Consider the following 16,706-nt stretch of genomic DNA (forward strand, 5'->3'; position numbering starts at 1 on the left):
GAGCTCCCACGAAGAACGGCAAACAGAGAATTATAAAAAAAGATATCCGAAAAACCGCTGGCTTCATCATAAGTTCTGACCTCCACTATCCGATTGTGACCGTATCATAGCATTCGAGGGGGCGGCAACACCGGGAGGCGGTACGGCGTCGGACGATGAAAACCTGCTTGCCTTCGACCCGGATCGTCACCATAATCCGCCTCCATGCACACAATTCCTCATCCATCTGCCGAGGGAAGCCGTGCGGCCGTTCTCGTCACAGGTGCGTCGGGCGGCATCGGACGAGCCGTCAGTTTGGCCTTTGCCGGCGCCGGCTATTTCGTCGGAATCCACTATCGCTCGAACAAAACCGCCGCAGCGGAAACGCTGGACCTCGTTCGTCACGCCGGAGCAGAGGGACGGCTATACGAAGCGGACGTACGGCTATCTCCATCCGTTCGCCTCATGATAGACGCTATGGCTCGTGACGCTTCCGGGCTGAACACGCTGGTGTGTAGCGCGGGCATTGCAGGCAGCCGTCTTCTTCTACGAGAGGAAGAAGACCGGTGGGCAGATATCGTGGCAACGAACCTGACTGGCACCTTTCATTGCCTGCGGGCGATCGGTCCCCTCTTTGCCTCTTGCGGTGGAGGGTCCATCGTTGTGATAGGTTCGTTTTCCGGATTCCACGGGTCGGCGGGGCAAGCGGCCTATGCCGCTTCCAAAGCCGGACTCGTCGGCCTCGTCAAGACGGCCGCATTGGAGTGGGGGCCGAGCAATATTCGTGTCAATCTTCTATTGCCGGGGTGGCATCTCACGGGTCTTTCAGGTGATGCATTCCCTTCGCCGGACCAATACATCGACCATGCTCTTCAACGCCCGCCCTCGCTCAAGGAAGCGGCTCATACGGTCCTTCATATGGCTCGATCACAAGACCTGTCAGGTCAGGTATGGAACTGTGACAGTAGGAGTCTCTGAATGAAACGCTCAGGAGCGCGAAAGGCTGTCGGCATCTTTGTTACGGGAACGGACACTGATGTCGGGAAAACACTGCTGACGGCATCCTTGGCTCTGGCCTTGCGCCGTCTTGGACGTGATGTCGGCGTCATGAAGCCGATCGAAACGGGAATCTCGAACGCGGACGTGGCTCGCTCCGATGCCGCCCGCCTCCGGACGGTGATAGGGAGCGATGAGGCCCTCGGGGCGATCTGTCCCTATCGTTTCGATTTGCCGGTCGCCCCGTTCGCGGCGGCCCATACCGAACGCCGGAGCATCGACCTGGGAATGATTCAGCAGGTCTATCGCCTGCTCGCCGGCCGATACGATGCGATGGTGGTAGAGGGAGTCGGCGGCGTCCACGTTCCGATTGCACGCTGCAACGATGTCATGGACTTGATACTCCGCTTGAAACTTCCGGTGGTGGTCGTCGGTCGCGCAGGACTCGGCGGAATCAATCATGCCTTGCTGACGATCCACGCCCTTCGCAGAAGAAAAATCCAGGTTGTGGCACTCATGCTCAATCGAACCACTCCGGTTCAGTCGCGAATAGCTCGTATTCAAGAACGCACCACGGTGCAAGCGCTGAGAGAGGGCGCAGAAGTACCTGTGTTCGGACCTCTTCCGTACGTCCCAGGAATGCAGAGAAGGTTTCAACCGGCTGCCGTTGCGCTGTCGAGGACGGCTGCGGTCATGCGCCTCGCGAAGCTGGTCCTGGCATCTGCCCGATAAACCGCGCCACGGCCGTTTGGATGTCCGAGGCATTCAACACCGCCGAGATCACGGCGACGCCGTTGGCCCCTGCCCGAATGATCTCTCCGACATGTTCCGCCCGAATTCCACCAATGGCAAAAATCGGCACGGTAATCAGTGATCGGACAGCCCTGAGGCCTTCGATACCGACTACCGGGTCATGGTCGGTTTTCGAGAGCGGCGTGAAGATCGGCCCATACCCGATGTAATCAGGTCTGAACCTGGCAGCCGCCTCAACCTGTGCGGGACTGTGCGTCGAAAGGCCGACAATCTTGTCCGGTCCCATGATGGCTCTCGCCTCTGCATAAGGCAGATCGTCCTGTCCCACGTGCACGCCGTCTGCATCCACGGCCAAGGCGAGATCACACCGGTCGTTCACGATGAAAGTGGCTCCAACCGCTTTCGCGATGGTTCGAAGAGCCGACGCTTCTCCATAGGCCTGTTTCATCGACGCAGCTTTATTGCGGTACTGGACAATTCTGGCTCCGCCGCGAACCGCGTCTTTCAAGACCTCGTCAAGCGGACGTTCGGGCCTGACCGTGGGGTCGAGAATGACGTAGAGACCTGACAGTGTCGGCGGGGATGTGCGGCCGGTCATCGCGGGATTGTACCTGGCGCGGTCACAGACGGCTAGCCGGCCAGAAAACGGTCGAGAAACGTCGTGGAGACGTGGCCCTTCTGGAAGTCCGGATCGTTGAGAATCCGTTTGTGAAGGGGGATCGTCGTCTTGATGCCTTCGATGAGAAATTCGTCGAGCGCGCGCCGCATGCGGGCGATGGATTCCTGCCTGGTCCGGCCGTGTGTAATGACCTTCGCAATCATCGAATCGTAATGGGGAACGACCAAGGCGTTGGTTTCCATGGCGGAATCGACCCGGACGCCGTACCCTCCCGGAGCGCTGTACTTGGTGATCAATCCAGGGGAAGGGGTAAATTTTTCAGGGTCCTCGGCATTGATGCGGCATTCCAAACTGTGCCCGTTGATCTTGATGTCCTGCTGCTTGACCGAAAGGGGCTGGCCGTCGGCAAGTTGAATCTGCTCTTTAATGAGATCGACTCCCGTGACCATTTCGGTAATCGGATGCTCGACCTGGATCCGCGTATTCACCTCCATAAAAAAGAAATTCTGGTCCTTGTCGAGCAGAAATTCGACCGTGCCGACGTTGCGATAATGCACGGCTTTGACGGCTTCGACCGCCGTGCGGCCGATTTCCCGTCGCAGCTTTTCGTCCACGGCCGGAGAAGGCGTCTCTTCGACGAGTTTCTGATGGCGTCGCTGAATCGAACAATCCCGCTCCCCGAGATGGACGACGTGGCCCCGATGGTCGGCGGCAATCTGCACTTCGATATGACGAGGCTCCAGAAAGTATCGCTCGAGATAGACACTGTCGTTTCCGAATGTGGACTTCGCTTCAGCTTGGGCCGCCTGGAACGCGCGCGCAAGATCCTCCGCCTTGTTCACGACGCGCATGCCGCGCCCGCCACCACCGGCGGCAGCCTTGATGATGACCGGATAGCCGATTTTCGTGGCGGCTTCAAGCGCTTCCTGCTCGCTCTTGAGCCCCCCCGGGCTTCCCGGTGTCACGGGCAGGCCTCGCCTGGCGACGATCTCACGGGCCTTCGCTTTGTCTCCCATCAGCGCGATGTTCTCCGACGTCGGACCGATAAACTTGACACCGATCGATTCACAGACTTCGGCAAAGTGGGCGTTTTCCGAAAGGAACCCATAGCCGGGATGAATGGCGTCCGCGCCGGTAATTTCTGCGGCGCTGAGCACGTTGGGAATGTTGCGGTAACTGAGCGCGGCTTCGGCCGGTCCCACGCAAATTTTTTCATCGGCGGCGCGGACATGAAGACCGTTGACATCGGCCTCGGAATGAATGGCGACTGTCTTGATTCCAAGCTCTTTGCAGGCCCGGATCACGCGCAGTGCGATCTCTCCGCGATTGGCGACCAATACTTTTTTAAACACGAACCATCTCCGGTATGAACTGAGGGCTACACATGCTCGGGACGGGCTGTGACTGGGCTAGGCGGTCGCTTTCGGATCGATGTGGAAGAGCGCCTGGCCGTATTCGACCGGCTTCGTGCTTTCAGCCAGTATCTTGACGATTCTCCCGTCCACTTCCGATTCGATCTCATTCATCAACTTCATCGCTTCAACAATGCAGAGGACTTGTCCCTTTCTCACGAAATCACCCTCCTCGACGTACGGATCGGCATCGGGAGATGGAGAGCGGTAAAACGTCCCGACGATCGGAGACGTGATCGTGACCAAGCCCGTCGCATCGGCCGACGGCGCGCTGGCCTGCGTTGGAGCCTGACTCGCTGCAGCGGCCGGTGAGAAATCGGGCACCGAGGCCGTCACGGTCTTCATCCCCACCTCATGGCGGAGACGAATACGAATCCCGTCGCGCTCCAGTTCCAACTCGGTCAGATTGTTCCGCTTGAGCAGATCGACCAATTCCTGGATGTGCTTGGACTGGCTCCCGGTCAGAAACAGTGAAGGGCCACCTTCCGTCTGCTCGACAAGCGGCAGTACGATCGGCGCTGCACGCTTCTTGGACTTGCGAGGTTTACTCCCGCTCACCGAACACGCTCCACATAGGCCCTCGTACGGGTATCGATCTTGATCGTGGTGCCCACCTCAAGATACAGCGGGACTTTGATCGTTGCCCCGGTTTCGACGATCGCGGGTTTGGTCCCCCCGGAAGCCGTATCGCCGCGAACCCCTGGTTCGGCCTCGACGACTTTCAATTCGATGAAGATCGGCAGTTCGACATCGATCGGCCGGTGCTCATAAATGAGAATCTTGGCGTTCATGTTTTCCTTCAACAAGTCGGCATTGTCACCCAACTGCTGCTTTTCAAAGGTCAACTGCTCGTAACTATCGGTATCCATGAACGTATAGTCGTCGCCTGTCGCATACAGAAACTGCATCTCGCGCTCTTCGAGATCCGGTTCTTCGAAACGCTCGCCTGAGCGAAACGTCCGGTCCAGGACGTTGCCTGACAGATAGCTTTTTAGTTTGGTGCGGACAAATGCGCCGCCCTTTCCCGGCTTCACATGCTGAAATTCGACGATATAAAACGGTTCCCCGTCAACCATCAATCGCACACCGCCTCGAAAATCCGTGGTAGAAATCACTGCGTACTCCCTTCACATATTTGGCAGACACCACTGTCCTACCGTTTGAAGATGCTCATCTGCCGCGTTTTTTCCTGACCGGCGCCGATGTCTTTCTCGGACGGCGAGACGAGGTGAGATGCGCGTGCAGACCCCGCAGACCGAGGAAGTAGCTCTCGGCGCCGAATCCGGATACCTGTCCAACCGCCACATCGGCCACGTGCGAATGATGCCGAAACGCTTCGCGGCCCTGAATATTTGAAAGATGGACCTCTACCGTTGGCAGCGCCACCGCCAGGACGGCATCCCGAATCGCCACACTAGTATGGGTGTACGCCGCCGGATTGATCAGAATCCCGTCATACCCGCTTCGTGCTTCCTGGATCCATGTCACCAATTCGCCTTCGGCATTTGATTGCCGGATATCCACGTCCACGGTCAGTTCGTCTGCGAGTTTGGTCAACCCGGCATCGATGGCATCCAGAGAGGTGGTGCCGTAAATCGACTGCTCCCGACTGCCCAAGAGATTGAGATTTGGACCGTGTAGCACCAATATCCGCAGCATGCACAACCCGCCTACCCATCGAAATAATCACTCGCACGGCTCCCAAAAGTGCGAGCAGGGCGGCATTGTAACAGGCCACTCAAGACCGGTCAAACGCTCGAAATGTCTCAGGAAGTTGAGGAAGCGGCGCCTGTAGAGGTTGCGTCTTTGCGCCGGTTTTGCCCGATCGCGCGCAGCCAGGACTCCAGTTGAGCGATCGTTTCCGCATGAGGTGACGGTTTGGAGGGAGGCGGAGTTGCTTCAGTTTCAGGGCTCCCCGTGGCCGACTGCCCAGCGGGTTTTCCGCCATCCGCCTGCAAGGCAGATTGGATGATCGAGCCGGCTCTTCCTAGTGGAGAAGACGTTTCACCTGTTTCATCGGAGGCGGAGCCGGAGAGGTCCTCCCGATCCTGCAGGCCAACAGGAGTGCCGCGCTCGGGTGTCGGCTCAACGGACGGGGACGCGTGAACAGGCTGTTCAACCGAGGGTGCTTGGACGTCTTTACTCCGTGGGACCGGACCTTCCTTGGCAGGCATGCCTAGTCGAGCTTGAATGGAAAGCGCTTCCTCATCGCGTGGATTCAGAGCCAGAATCACGGCGCATGATTTCAACGCCGCACCCGTCTGCCCCTGACTCGCATAGATCTTGACCAGTGTTCGATGCGCCCGCAGATTTTCAGGACTGACCTTGATCGCTTCTTCCAGAACAGCCTTCGCTTTGACCGGTTGTCCCAGTTGATCATATGCCCTGCCAAGCACGACCATTGCGGTGATGAACCCCGGATACCGCTTGAGGCCGTCTTCCAAAACCCCCGTGGCTTCCTTCCACATACCGGCCTTGCAGTATTCTTCGGCCAAGGGCAGAAAGGCCTTGGAATGGGGATCCTTAGCCAATTGGAGGGCTAATCGATCGATTTCAAGAGCTGAGTCCGCGTTCTTTTGATTCGGCCGCATACGCTATCTCATCTTCGAACCGAGATCGGTCGCTCGGGCATGCACGGCATCAGGCACGAGGCGCGCCGCTGCATCCAGGATTTCATCAGCCAATCGGCGTTTGGACTTCAGAGGCAATTCGCTGATCGTTCCGTGGCGGTCGATCAGGGTCGCAGCATTCTGCTCGCTGCCGAATCCGGCGCCGGGAGCCGTCACGTCGTTTGCGACGATCAGGTCCAGACCCTTGGATTTCAACTTTTCCATCGCATGGGGGATGAGATTCTGAGTTTCCGCGGCAAATCCAACCAGCAATTGGCGATCCCGGAGGGCGGACACCGTCGATAAGATATCTACGGTACGTTCCAGATCCAAGGTCGTGTCACACTGCGCTTGCTTCTTGAGTTTCTGGTTCGCCGCCTGCTTCGGACGGAAATCAGCCACTGCGGCGGCCATGATGACCACGCTACTCCAAGCCAACCGCGCGATGATGGCGTTGGTCATCTGTTCCGCCGATTCCACGGCAATCATCTCTACGCCGCTCGGCGGAACGAGCGCGGTCGGCCCACTGACCAGCACAACCTGCGCACCGCGGGATCTCGCAGCTTCAGCCAGCGCATAACCCATTTTCCCCGATGAACGATTTGAGATAAACCGTACAGGATCGATGGGTTCATGAGTCGGTCCGGCCGAAATCAGAAAGCGATGCCCCGACCAGTCCTTGCGGGAGAAGATCGCCGATCCGACGGCTCCGAGAATTGATGCCTCATCGGCGAGTCGGCCGGCACCTGTCCTGCCCGACGCCAGCGGTCCTTCTTCCGGATCTACGATGACGACGCCGCGCGCGCGCAAGGTTTGCACATGAGCCGTCACTGCGGGATGAGTCCACATGCCTCCGTCCATCGCGGGAGCGCAGACGACAGGGCATTGCGCGGTCAGGATCATGGTCGATAGCAGATCATCCCCGAGTCCCAAGGCCATCTTCGCCAGGAAATTGGCCGTCGCAGGGGCGATACAGATGACATCCGCCTGCTCAGGGACCGTGAGATGCTTCATTTCCTGGTGGGCCTCAAAGAGATCCGTCGCCACGGGTCGTCCGGAGAGAACTTCAAAGGTCAGGGGTGTGACGAATCGTGTCGCCGATCCGGTCATGACGACTTCAACGGTGGCGCCGTCGCGCAGAAACGCCCGGACAAGACCCGCCGCCTTGTATGCGGCAATGCTGCCGGTCACTCCGAGAACGACCCGCTTACCGGTCAGCGACACCCCTTGGCCTTTCGGAATCATCACTCTTCAGCTTCAGCCTCCGGAGCCTTGGGCGTATCATCGACGTACACGCTCAATTCCTTCTTGATCTCGCGTGCATCCTCGCCCGTCATCATGGCAATGCGTTCGGTCTCGCCTTCCTTGCCGCGTTTGGCTTCCTTCATGGCGTCACGCGCCTCTTTTCCGGTGAGATATTTCGCCTCACCGCGAAGCACCTCATCGAGCGCCACGGTTGTTTCCTTCGTGAATCGGGACGTGCCAAAGGGCCTGGAACCTTGCAGGATATGCTTTGCGCGTTGGGCCGCGACGATGACCAAACGGTGGCGGGAATCAAATTGATCCGGCGTATACTGCGGCAGCAAACTCAACATGTCGATCATGGGGACCTCGTCTCCTTCTGTTTGTTATGAAAGATCTTTGCGACCTTCGGGTTTTCCGTTTTCATCGATCAGAAAATTATTCTCGATCCATGCCGTGTCCATGCGTCCGGTCTTTAACTGCTCGGCCAGGAACACATGCTCAAGATCTCGCAATGAGCGCGTCAAATCGTCATTGCGGACAATATACGCGTATTCTCTGTAATTCCAGACTTCTTCCTTGACCTTTTGCATCCGGCGCTGGATTTCATCGGGGGAATCCGAGGCCCGGGACTGCAGTCTGGACTTCAGCGCGGTCATGGATGGCGGCAGGATAAAAATGGGCACCGCGTCGCTGAACTTCTGCTTGACCTGGAGAGCGCCCTGAACATCGATTTCCAACAGGACGTCCACCCCTTGCGCCATCTTATCGGCGAGAACTTTGCGCGGAGTGCCGTAGAGATGTCCGTACACTCGGGCCCATTCTACAAATTCATGGCGGTCGATCATGTCCTGAAATTCGGATTCGTCCATGAAAAAATATTCCCGGCCGTGCTCCTCTCCGGGACGCGGTTTTCGGGTCGTACAGGAAATCGAGTGCCAGAGACCGGGTATCCTGGCAACGAGTTGTTTGCACAGCGTCGTTTTCCCCGTGCCGGACGGAGCGGAAATGATGAACAAAATTCCTCTCCGACGCACGGAATTGCTCGAATGTTCGGTCGGACTGGCGGTCCCGCTCGATGCCGTTGATGTGCTCATTCGACGTTCTGCACCTGTTCCCGTATTCTCTCGAGTTCGGCCTTCATCTGCACGACATGACCGGCAATGACGGCGTCATTGGCCTTCGATCCAACCGTATTGACCTCCCGCCCCATTTCCTGAAGCAGAAAATCGAGAGTTTTACCCACAGATTCCGCGCGGTTAAGGTGCTGTTCAAACTGTACCATATGTGACTCCAATCTGACCAATTCTTCTGTAATGTCGCCTCGGTCCGCATACACCGCCAGCTCCTGGTGCAAACGCATCGAATCCGGCATCTCCCCGTCCATCAATTTTCCGACGCGCGCCTTCATGCGGTCAAACGTCTCTTGCACGGCCTGAGGAACCCGTTCGGTTACGGCGGTTGCATGTGTCCGGATCGATCCGATCCGACCCAACATGTCCTTCGCAAGCGCCGCCCCTTCCTGCCGCCTCATGGCGTCAAGCTCGGCCAACGCCTGGCCGACCAGCGTGTGGACAAGTGTGGTGAGGTCGGGATCTTCGACCTGCTGATCTGTAATGGATATCACGTCTCGGAACCCGGCAAGCAGATGAATATCGATTGCACCGCTCAATTTGAGCGACTTTTTTAAATCCCGAAGGTTTCGATGGTACTGTTTTGCCAATGACAGGTCAACATTGACCGTTCCGGATTTCGCTTTACCTCCTTGAGCCGACACGGAGACATCCACACGGCCGCGCACGCAATATTGCTGGACCAATTTCTTCACGGTGTCTTCCGAACGGCCGACCGCCCGAGGAAGACGGCACGCCACTTCAAGGAATCGGTGGTTTACGGATCGAACCTCGACGAGGACGGCGCCATCGTCGTGCGCAGCCTGTTTGCGACCGAAGCCTGTCATGCTCTTGATCATCGGGGGCTCTTCTCCTTCCAGGGACACTCGGAGTAAATCGGGCACCGCCCGCATTGCGGCAATCTGGCCGTGCACACATAGCGGCCGTGCAAGAGGATTCGCTGCGAGACAGCCGTCCATTCGGATTGAGGGAGTAACTGCTGAAGATCTTCTTCGATCCGATCCGGATCCTCCGAGCGCGTGAATGCGAGGCGGTTGGCCACTCTCTTGACGTGGGTATCGACGATGATGGCGGGCTTGCCGAACACATTGCCGAGCAGGACATTCGCCGTCTTTCTCCCTACTCCCGGCAACGTCACCAATTCCTCCATCGTCGAAGGCACCCGGCCGTGAAACCGTTCCGTCACCGCTCTGGCGCACATGACGATGCTTCTGGCCTTGCTTTTGAAGAATCCGGTCGAGCGGATCAACGGCTCGACTTCAGGCGTCTCAGCCCTTGCGAGTGTTTCGGGGGTGGGAAACCGCTGGAACAACACCGGGGTGACCTGGTTGACCCTCGCATCAGTACATTGAGCCGAGAGAATGGTCGCCACGAGCAACTCCCACGGTGAACGGTGCTGGAGTTCCACTTTGGCATCCGGCATGGATCGGCCGAGCAGCTTGCCGATGCGTCGTGCCCGCGCGCCTTGATCAGATTCTCGAGTGCGTCGAGGAGCCATAATTTTCAGGCGGGATTGTGAAGCGACTAGCTTCGAGATGCAAGGGCACCGGCATTGTCAACGGCGGCATGCCCGGGGGTGGGAAGGTCATCACGGGAGGCCAACTGTCGTTCGAGACGATGAAGCAACGGATGCAATGTTTGGGGCTCGAGTGCTGAAATGCCGATGGCCCCATATCTCCGGCACAAGAGCTCCGCCTCCGCAGCGGGAAGTCGATCGCATTTGTTAAACACGAGCAGTCTTGGAATCCGGTCGAAGCCGAGCTCGCCGAGGACGCGATCGACTGCCGCCATGTGCTCATCCAGATCTCTCGCCCCTGCATCCACCACATGCAACAGCAGATCGGCGTCACGCAGTTCTTCCAGCGTCGTTCGAAAAGCGCCAAGCAGGTCTTTCGGGAGATCCCGGATGAAACCGACCGTGTCGGTAACGATGACCTCCCGGTCGTGTGGGAACCGGAGCCGGCGACTGGTCGTGTCGAGCGTCTCGAATACCCGGTCGTCCGCACGGACGTGACTGTCCGTCAACACGTTGAGAAGCGTCGATTTGCCCGCGTTCGTGTATCCCACGATCGAGATGACCGGCATGGCATGCCGCATCCGTTTGGCCCGTCGCTGACCCTGGTGCCTGGCAAACAACTCCAACTCTCTCTCCAAATGGCTGATCCGGTCTCGAATCCGCCGGCGGTCGGCCTCGAGCTTGGTTTCTCCCGGTCCACGCGTCCCGATACCGCCTCCGAGTCGTGACAGCGTGGCGCCGCGCCCCGTTAACCGGGGAAGCCGATACCGTAATTGAGCCAGTTCAACTTGGATTTTTCCTTCTCGGCTGTGCGCCCGACTCGCAAAAATATCCAGAATCAATTGCGTGCGATCGATGACCGACATGTCCGTCAATTCGGCGATCGCTTTGATCTGAGCCGGTGACAGTTCCTGGTCGAATACCAATAGATCCACACCCTTTTGAAGGGCATGGATGAGCGTTTCTTTCAGTTTTCCACTGCCGACCTGATAGCGTTGATGGCCGTCCTGAGTCCGCTGCACGATCCTCTCGACAACCGCCACTCCCGCCGAAGTCGCCAGCTCCGCCAATTCCTCCAACCGGTCTTCCTGTTCCGTTCTGCTGGCCGGAGACGCGCTGACCAGGATGGCGGTCTTGCGGCTGTGAGATATGTCATGCCCGCGACCCAATTTCTGAAGATCCGCTTCCAGTTCCTGAATGAACGCATTGAACTGAATCGTGGTACCGTACACCGGGGTCGGTTTCAATAATTTGCAAAGCTGTCCCTCAGGATTAGGTGGAAGGAGATGAGCCAGCGAGAGTAAACCCGGCTCTCCATGGTCCGTCACGCCGAGAGCGCCTACCATGTCAAGACGCAGAAGTGCCAATGTCGTGAGATCCTCCTGGCTGAGCGGCTGATCGCTCAGATGAGAGCGGATCAAGCGTAACCCCCTGAGCGATCTTGAACTCGCACGGAATTTTCCGAGCGTGGCAGGAGACGGGCCGGTCCCTGAGCCGACCAGAACTTCCTGAACCGTTCCGCGCCGGGTCAGAACCAGACCGATTGGACGACGAATGTCGTGTGTGAACCGTGCCAACTCTTTGGCCACGTCCGCGGTTAATACACTGGCTGCGGGAATACGCCGACGATAGAGGCGTTCAAGAGCCTTAATTTGGGCGGCCCGAAGCCCGTTTAATTGTCCGTGAATATCGTGAATGGCGTCCCTACCTTTCGCGCCGTATTCTCTGAGTCTCTCATCTCATCGAGGCTTCGTCGAGCGACGCACAGGCCTCTGTATCAAGTGACGCACGGCGACCGGCACGGAGGGCTTGCATCCCGGCGGATGCGATCATCGCCGCATTGTCTGTGCAGTATTGTAACGATGGGATGCTGAGTTGGATCCCTTCCGATCGTGCCTTCTCATGAAGAAGCATGCGTAACCGGGAGTTGGCCGATACGCCGCCGACTACGGCCAAAGCCCCAATTCCTGTTTGCCGAACGGCCTCGAACGCTTTGTCCACCAAGACACTGACAATGGATTCCTGAAAACCTGCGGCAAGATGGGCGCGATCTCTGTCTACGCTGGCAAGGGTCATACGTTGAAGTTTATACAGTAGGGCGGTCTTTAAGCCACTGAAACTGAACTCCAGCGCCGCCTTCCTGATCGACGATTTGGGAAACGGAATTTTCTTCGAATCGCCGGATTGAGCCAGCTTGTCGAGGGCCGGTCCTCCGGGAAATCCCAATCCAAGCATCTGCGCACCCTTATCGAAAGCCTCTCCGGCTGCATCATCTCTCGTACAACCCAACAACTGGCATGGACCGGCCTTCGTCTTCTTATAGAGGTGGGTATGCCCACCCGATACCACGAGCACGACGGCGGAAGAGGGAAAGTCCGGGTTCTGCAACCAGGCCGATGCGATATGTCCTTCTAGATGCGTGACACCGACGAGAGGGATGCGTAGCGCGTAAGCGAGAGCTTTGGCATAACTGACTCCCACAATAAGGGCGCCGGCAAGTCCTGGGCCTTGGGTGACGGCAACACCGCAGATATCTCGCCATGCCGTTCCTGCCCGCTCCAGGGCCGATGCCGCAATAGTCTCAATCGACTCAATGTGCGCACGGGACGCGAGCTCGGGGACGACACCGCCGAAGCGTTCATGGACTTGGTGCTGGGAAGAAATAACCGAGGACCGTACCGTGCCGTCTGCATCCAAAACCGCCGCGGCAGTTTCGTCACAGGATGTTTCAATCCCCAGCAAGGGGCCTTCCACCCATCGATCTGCGGAGAGATATGTATCGATCTGCCCGGTCACTGGTTTGCTCTCATCGCTTGAAAACACGTCGACCCCTGCCGCTCTATGAACGACAAGGGTCGAACAGACATGATCCAGCTTCTTATGGAAGTCGCCTCTTGGCCACCATCAAACGCCGGCCATAGCCTCCTGCTCGATGAACGTCGGCGCGCCGTCGCGCAGGACGACCTTGATCTTACGACTGTCCTTGAATCTTCCCTTGATCATTTCCTCTGATAAGGGGTCCCCAATCGCGCGCTGAATCGTACGGCGCATCGGTCTCGCCCCGTACAAGGGCTCGTACCCTTCCTTGATCAGCCACGCCTTCACCTCTTCATCCACTTCAATCTCCACACCCTTGTCCAGCAACCGCAAATTGAGTTCGCGAAGGAGAATGTCAAGGATGTTATTGAGATGCGACTTATCCAACTGATGGAAGACCACGATCTCATCGATCCGGTTCAAGAACTCCGGACTGAATGAGCGCCGCAACTCTCCGAGCACTTCTTCCTTCTTATGGCGATCTTGTTCGGCTTCCGTGCTTTGAAATCCGAGCGAGACGCCTTTTTGAATGAGTTTTGTTCCGATATTGGACGTCATGATAACAACGGTATTCTTGAAATCGACCTTGCGGCCGAGGCTGTCCGTCAACACCCCATCGTCCAATACCTGCAGCAACAGGTTGAACACATCCGGATGGGCTTTTTCGATTTCATCGAACAGAACCACGGAATAAGGCCGCCGACGAACTCGCTCCGTCAACTGGCCTCCTTCTTCGTAACCAACATAGCCTGGAGGAGCACCGAACAATCTGGAACTGGTGAATTTCTCCTGATACTCTGACATGTCGATCCGGATGAGCGCGTCCTCGGTGTTAAAGAGAAATTCCGCCAGTGTTCTTGCCAGTTCGGTCTTGCCGACTCCGGTTGGGCCTAGGAAGATGAACGAACCGATCGGCTTTTTGGCTTCCTTAAGGCCGGCCCGAGAGCGCCGGATCGCGCGGCAAACCGCCGAGATCGCCTCATTTTGACCCACCACACGCTTGTGCAGAAACTCTTCCATGCGAAGCAGCTTGTTCGATTCCTCTTCTTCAAGCTTGAACAGTGGAATGCCGGTCATCTTGGAGACGACATATGCGACATCTTCCTTCCCGATGGTCGGCTTGTGCTTTTCCTGATTCTTTTTCCATTCGCGTTTCGATTCATCGAGGAGCTTCCGAAGTCGCTCTTCTTCTTCTCGATGACGAACGGCCTCTTCGAAGTTCTGCATTGAAATGGCCAGTTCCTTATCGCGTGAAACCTTCTTGAGTTCCTGTTCCATGGCTTTAAGCTCGCCCGGTAAGGCGTAGGTCTGAAGCTTGGCGCGCGATCCTGTTTCATCAATGAGGTCGATGGCCTTGTCGGGTAAAAACCGATCCGTGATATACCGGTCGGACAGTTTGACCGCTTCGACGATCGCTTCCTCGGTGATCTCAACCCCGTGATGTTCCTCGTACCGATCCCGAAGTCCTTGAATGATCCTGACCGTCTCGTCCAGGCTTGGAGGCTGGACGTAGATTGGCTGGAACCGCCGTTTCAGCGCGCCGTCCTTCTCGATGTGCTTGCGATACTCGTCCAGCGTGGTGGCCCCGATGCATTGGATCTCGCCGCGCGACAAAGCCGGCTTCAGCATATTCGACGCATCAATCGACCCTTCAGCCGCTCCTGCGCCGACCAGCGTGTGCAACTCATCAATAAAGATGATGATGTTGCCGGCCTGCACGATCTCCTTCATCACAACTTTCAAGCGCTCTTCAAATTGGCCCCGATATTTGGTTCCGGCGACCAGGGAGCCAAGATCCAATGCGATGACCCGCCGTGAAAGAAGATTGTCCGGAACTTCCGATTGGACGATGCGTTGCGCCAGACCTTCGACGATTGCGGTTTTTCCGACACCGGATTCGCCAATGAGTACGGGATTATTTTTTGTACGCCGGCTGAGTATTTGTAGGACCCGTTCGATTTCGTCGGCGCGCCCGATAACCGGATCGAGCTGGCCCTCCTGAGCCATCTGGGTCAAATCGCGTCCGAATTCATCCAACGCCGGAGTATTGCTCTTCCGGTCGCGTTCACGTGGAGCGGACTTCCGCAAAAATGTCACGGTCAACTGTCGGGCAGTGAGAAGATTGGCTCCGAGGCTTCGCAGAATCTTTCCGCCGATACCTTCTTCTTCGCGCAGGAGTCCCAAAAGCAAGTGTTCGCTTCCGATGTGATTATGACCAAGAAGTCGGGCCTCTTCGACCCCGTACTCGATGACTTTCTTCACCCGCGGGCTGAAAGGAATTTCCCCGAAGGTCATTGTGGTCCCGCCACCAGGCAGATTCCGCTCGATCTCGAGTCGGATCTGCTCTGTTGAAAGTCCCATTTTCTTGAGGATCATGAGGGCAATCCCATCGGATTCGCGCAGGATCGCCAAGACAAGGTGTTCGGTTCCGAGGTAGTCGTTCTGATGACGCTCGGCCTCTTCCCGCGCAAGGATGATGATCTTCCGACCCTTGTCCGTGAATCGTTCGAACATCCTGCCTCCTTTTTGGTGAGGATCCCCTAATCTGCCGATGAGGTCAAACCCTTCGAAAAATCTAGTCTAATTCTAACTAGATGGGTTGTCAGTGTCAAGGTTCGTGGAGATTGATACGCGTGATTACGTTCTCAAACCACGAGCGATAGAATCGGCACACGCCTCGTTCGTTGACTTCGAAAGAATCGTCCCGATAAAATTCGGCTCTTTTGTGGTCATCTTCCATTCACCTTGCGAGTTCAGACCTCGAATGAAAAGCAAAAGCATCGGCATATTAACTAAGCCGAAGTTCCCTGAAGTCAAGTCTACACTTCAAGCAGTTCTGTCCTGGCTCAGAGAAAGAAACATTGAAGTGCTGTTGGATACAACCTCTGCCACGCTCCTGGGTGAAACGGGCGGAATTCAAAAAACTCAGCTGGCGGGAAAAGCGGATGTCCTCCTCGTGATGGGAGGCGATGGCACCATGCTGAGCGCTGCGCGTCTCGCCGGAGAACGAGGGATTCCGATACTGGGCGTGAATATGGGCGGTCTGGGTTTCCTGACCGAGGTCAGACTCGAACATTTCTACCCTTCATTGGAACGCGTCTTCACAAACGATTACGTGCTTGACGAGCGGTTGATGCTCGGGACACATGTCCATCGGCACGGCGAAACCGTGGCGCAGGGAGTCGTACTCAATGACGTGGTTGTGAGTAAAGGCACCTTGGCGAGGATGATCGAGCTGAGAATTTCCATTCAAGGACGGTTTGTGACGAATCTTCGTGGAGACGGTTTAATTGTCAGCACGCCGACCGGATCGACAGCCTATTCCCTCTCAGCGGGCGGGCCGATCATTCATCCTACTGTTCAATCGCTCATGCTGACCCCGGTATGCCCTCATACCCTGACGCATCGACCACTCATCGTCGAAGGCAGCGCTGAAATCGAAGTCACGCTGACCAGCAAAGATGAGGGGGCAATGGCTACGTTGGACGGTCAGGTAGGAGTCGCACTGACCCAAGGTGATACCGTGGAATTAAAGGTATCCGAGCATCGGACCAGATTGATCCGGTTTCCAGAGAGCAACTACTATGATGTACTGCGGGAAAAATTGAAATGGGGAGACGGTTGAGCACA

The 16,706-nt window shown here is 57.0% G+C and carries 17 protein-coding genes; 3 read left to right on the top strand and 14 right to left on the bottom strand.

Annotated elements, in window-relative coordinates:
- Positions 1–204: 204 nt before the first annotated feature.
- Positions 205–957: an SDR family NAD(P)-dependent oxidoreductase gene (locus W02_RS03165; RefSeq protein WP_173044731.1), complete on the top strand. Its 753-nt coding sequence runs from the start codon at positions 205–207 to the stop codon at positions 955–957.
- Entirely contained in the window at positions 958–1,707 is a 750-nt protein-coding gene (bioD, locus tag W02_RS03170; protein ID WP_173044733.1) for a dethiobiotin synthase, read from the top strand. It begins immediately after the preceding gene.
- Here the strand turns inward: bioD and thiE are convergent.
- The 14 genes from thiE to W02_RS03240 form a co-directional block, all read right to left on the bottom strand.
- A complete protein-coding gene (gene thiE / locus W02_RS03175; protein WP_232068634.1) occupies positions 1,667–2,326 on the bottom strand; it encodes a thiamine phosphate synthase in 660 nt (219 codons plus the stop codon). The two genes, bioD and thiE, sit on opposite strands and share 41 nt — an antisense overlap.
- A 32-nt stretch (positions 2,327–2,358) precedes the next feature.
- Positions 2,359–3,699: an acetyl-CoA carboxylase biotin carboxylase subunit gene (accC, locus tag W02_RS03180; protein ID WP_173044735.1), complete on the bottom strand. Its 1,341-nt coding sequence runs from the start codon at positions 3,697–3,699 to the stop codon at positions 2,359–2,361.
- A 57-nt stretch (positions 3,700–3,756) separates the two neighbouring features.
- Positions 3,757–4,317, bottom strand: coding sequence for an acetyl-CoA carboxylase biotin carboxyl carrier protein (gene accB / locus W02_RS03185; protein WP_173044737.1), 561 nt, complete (start codon positions 4,315–4,317; stop codon positions 3,757–3,759).
- Positions 4,314–4,874, bottom strand: coding sequence for an elongation factor P (gene efp / locus W02_RS03190; RefSeq protein ID WP_173044739.1), 561 nt, complete (start codon positions 4,872–4,874; stop codon positions 4,314–4,316). The genes accB and efp overlap by 4 nt, the downstream gene beginning before the upstream one ends.
- A 55-nt stretch (positions 4,875–4,929) precedes the next feature.
- Complete coding sequence (gene aroQ, locus W02_RS03195; RefSeq protein WP_173051345.1) at positions 4,930–5,415, bottom strand: type II 3-dehydroquinate dehydratase; 486 nt, start codon at positions 5,413–5,415, stop codon at positions 4,930–4,932.
- A 110-nt stretch (positions 5,416–5,525) separates the two neighbouring features.
- Positions 5,526–6,350, bottom strand: a complete 825-nt coding sequence (locus W02_RS03200; RefSeq protein WP_173044741.1) for a tetratricopeptide repeat protein — start codon at positions 6,348–6,350, stop codon at positions 5,526–5,528.
- Positions 6,351–6,353: 3 nt separating this feature from the next.
- Positions 6,354–7,613 carry a bifunctional phosphopantothenoylcysteine decarboxylase/phosphopantothenate--cysteine ligase CoaBC gene (coaBC, locus tag W02_RS03205; protein ID WP_173051346.1) on the bottom strand — a complete coding sequence of 420 codons (1,260 nt, stop codon included), beginning with the start codon at positions 7,611–7,613 and terminating at the stop codon, positions 6,354–6,356.
- Complete coding sequence (locus tag W02_RS03210; protein ID WP_173044743.1) at positions 7,613–7,972, bottom strand: DNA-directed RNA polymerase subunit omega; 360 nt, start codon at positions 7,970–7,972, stop codon at positions 7,613–7,615. The genes coaBC and W02_RS03210 overlap by 1 nt, the downstream gene beginning before the upstream one ends.
- Positions 7,973–7,996: 24 nt before the next feature.
- A complete protein-coding gene (gmk, locus tag W02_RS03215) occupies positions 7,997–8,707 on the bottom strand; it encodes a guanylate kinase (RefSeq protein ID WP_232068635.1) in 711 nt (236 codons plus the stop codon).
- Entirely contained in the window at positions 8,704–9,582 is an 879-nt protein-coding gene (locus tag W02_RS03220; RefSeq protein WP_173044745.1) for a YicC/YloC family endoribonuclease, read from the bottom strand. The genes gmk and W02_RS03220 overlap by 4 nt, the downstream gene beginning before the upstream one ends.
- Entirely contained in the window at positions 9,579–10,241 is a 663-nt protein-coding gene (nth, locus tag W02_RS03225) for an endonuclease III (protein WP_173044747.1), read from the bottom strand. Before nth ends, W02_RS03220 begins: the two co-directional genes overlap by 4 nt.
- A gap of 26 nt (positions 10,242–10,267) precedes the next feature.
- Complete coding sequence (gene hflX, locus W02_RS03230) at positions 10,268–11,848, bottom strand: GTPase HflX (RefSeq protein ID WP_232068636.1); 1,581 nt, start codon at positions 11,846–11,848, stop codon at positions 10,268–10,270.
- Between the two features lie 145 nt (positions 11,849–11,993).
- On the bottom strand, positions 11,994–13,082 hold the full coding sequence (gene tsaD / locus W02_RS03235) for a tRNA (adenosine(37)-N6)-threonylcarbamoyltransferase complex transferase subunit TsaD (RefSeq protein WP_232068637.1): 1,089 nt from the start codon (positions 13,080–13,082) through the stop codon (positions 11,994–11,996).
- A gap of 81 nt (positions 13,083–13,163) precedes the next feature.
- The gene (locus W02_RS03240; RefSeq protein WP_173044749.1) at positions 13,164–15,590 is read right to left on the bottom strand and encodes an ATP-dependent Clp protease ATP-binding subunit; all 2,427 of its coding nucleotides are present in this window, start codon (positions 15,588–15,590) and stop codon (positions 13,164–13,166) included.
- Between the two features lie 250 nt (positions 15,591–15,840).
- On the opposite strand from W02_RS03240, the gene W02_RS03245 reads away from it, so the two are divergent.
- Positions 15,841–16,701: an NAD(+)/NADH kinase gene (locus tag W02_RS03245; protein ID WP_173044751.1), complete on the top strand. Its 861-nt coding sequence runs from the start codon at positions 15,841–15,843 to the stop codon at positions 16,699–16,701.
- Positions 16,702–16,706: the final 5 nt, after the last annotated feature.

It is taken from the genome of Nitrospira sp. KM1, from assembly GCF_011405515.1.
GTDB lineage: Bacteria > Nitrospirota > Nitrospiria > Nitrospirales > Nitrospiraceae > Nitrospira_C.